The following is a 1862-nucleotide window of genomic DNA, read 5'->3' on the forward strand; positions in this document are numbered from 1 at the left end:
TCGTGCACACTAGCTAATTTAGGATGATTACATTTACGTCAAGGAGCTTAACTACACAGAGGCTTTGATTGTTTTCGGAGATGTCTAATATTTTCTACGGCTTGCTGCAGACACTCAACACGAAAACAGCCTACAATGCCATCTTGGATATTTTGTATGATGCCATTACCGGAGATGCTATTTCTGGTTTTGCTGCGGCTCAACGAGATATGTTTAATTGGTGGTTGATCGAGGTAATTCCTGCTGCCTATTGTTTAAAGCTGCCATCTACTTTATATTCAAGAGAATGGGAATTTCCGCCGCTGAGCCAGTGCGATTAAGTGATGACAAAAGTAATTGGAAAAGAGTGCGTGTTGCTGATTCTAGTTAACTTAAGGCACGGTAAAACCTTTGAGCGATTCCCTACGGGATAGCTTCGCTTCACCCACTTTTTCCTCCTCCCTCAATCCCTTACACCGCATCAACACCCCAAAATCCCCCAAAGCAAACTAGAAGTTCCAATACGGATTGAAACTTCTAGACTCGTTTGGACAAGAATAAGGGGACGCACTCAAGAGCTATTTATCGTTTTTGTGAGAATTTTTGCCGCCTTCGCGACCGATCTCTGACATATGCTCCCGATCTTGGCTGACTGTTTCACCACCCTTGCGACCAGCCTCTCTCGCTTCCTCGGAAGTAAACTCATGTGCTGTTCCTTGTTCGTGGGCAGCTTTTCCGCCTTGGCTGGCAATTTCCCGCTGTTTCTCCTCATCCATTGAAGCGAATCCGCGGTTGCTTGTATCTGTCATGATGGAACTCCTTTATACTCAACTTTTTCGTTTTGCTTTACAGGTTAAAAAACTTGCCAAACCTGTTTTGTTGATGATAATTACTTGCAAGTTATAGGTAATTCTAAAAAAGTAAAAATATGGAAACCTCTATCTAAAAGAGGAGTTTTGAACTAATGATGATGTCGCTGTCAAAACCGATTTATTTTACCTAGCTCTACTAATTCAAGTAGCAGTTAAACGTCCCAAAAGGGTTTGTCAATCTTTTCCAGTTTCGTCATTCGGGCGATTCCCTTCGGGATAGCTTCGCTTCACGACTGGTTTGGATTCGGGCGAACCCTTCTGGCGCAAGAATACAGACAAAACCGCCAGTGTGCCGATCGACAAAAACTCACTCTGCCAGTTTTGAAACGAGTCGAACCAAAAGCGTGAAGTGCCAAGGTATTCTATAGCTGAGACAGGCTTTTCGCCGTGTTGTATCTGCTCTTGACTGTATTCCTTCGCCCCTCCCACCGCATGAAGGGCAAAGGAGAGAAAAAAGAGCAGAAAAAGTGCCAGAGTCAAAGAGTTTTCGTAAACTTTGAGACTCAAGCCTCCCTGACGAACCGGCCAGGGAGTTTTCGGATTCAGCTCTTGATTTCCAGGCTCAGCATCAACTGCCTCTTCTCCCTCAGGCTTCCTTGACTCCGGGGAACCCTTCTGACACAGGAAGGCGGTCAGCAGAACGTACATCCCCATGTGAAGAAACTCGCTCTCCTAGTTTTCAAAGACCGCTTCGATAAATTGACCGCTTCCAAGATACTCAACAACACAAATCTGCAGCTGCTGGCGATCTTTTTGTTCTTGACTGTAGTCGTGATAACCCGTGAGGATTTGACCTACCAGTGAGAAAAAGAACAGCCCAAACATGGCAAGACTGAGGCTGTTTTCTTGAAAAAAACCTCTCATAGGAGTGGGTTAAGGTTCAATACGGTTCACTTAAGGCTAGGCAGTGCTTAAAACAATAAAAAGAGGAGGATTCATTTTTATTCCAGTACCTCTATGTTGAACTTTTTTGGAGATGAATTTTGAAACAGGCTTTTTCACCACTCTTGG

General features: G+C 44.3%; 2 protein-coding genes and 1 pseudogene. 1 reads left to right on the forward strand and 2 read right to left on the reverse strand.

The genetic code is table 11. The features are described 5' to 3' along the window. The first annotated feature begins 80 nt into the window (after positions 1-80). Complete coding sequence (locus E5S67_RS31855; RefSeq protein WP_216670848.1) at positions 81-320, forward strand: hypothetical protein; 240 nt, start codon at positions 81-83, stop codon at positions 318-320. Positions 321-557: 237 nt separating this feature from the next. Here the strand turns inward: E5S67_RS31855 and E5S67_RS31860 are convergent, their stop codons facing one another. Together E5S67_RS31860 and E5S67_RS31865 are read right to left on the reverse strand one after the other, a co-directional pair. Beyond that, entirely contained in the window at positions 558-788 is a 231-nt protein-coding gene (locus E5S67_RS31860) for a KGG domain-containing protein (RefSeq protein ID WP_172193468.1), read from the reverse strand. A 237-nt stretch (positions 789-1025) separates the two neighbouring features. Next, positions 1026-1715 (reverse strand): annotated as a pseudogene (locus E5S67_RS31865) (DUF6766 family protein). Positions 1716-1862 lie beyond the last annotated feature (147 nt).

Origin of the sequence: Microcoleus asticus IPMA8, from assembly GCF_013179805.1 — a bacterium.
Taxonomy (GTDB): domain Bacteria; phylum Cyanobacteriota; class Cyanobacteriia; order Cyanobacteriales; family Microcoleaceae; genus Microcoleus; species Microcoleus asticus.

What these genes read in the sequence shown, in the direction of transcription:
- E5S67_RS31855 (WP_216670848.1), top strand. Translation starts at nt 81, where the DNA reads ATGTCTAATATTTTCTACGGCTTGCTGCAGACACTCAACACGAAAACA.
- E5S67_RS31860 (WP_172193468.1), bottom strand. Translation starts at nt 788, where the DNA reads ATGACAGATACAAGCAACCGCGGATTCGCTTCAATGGATGAGGAGAAA.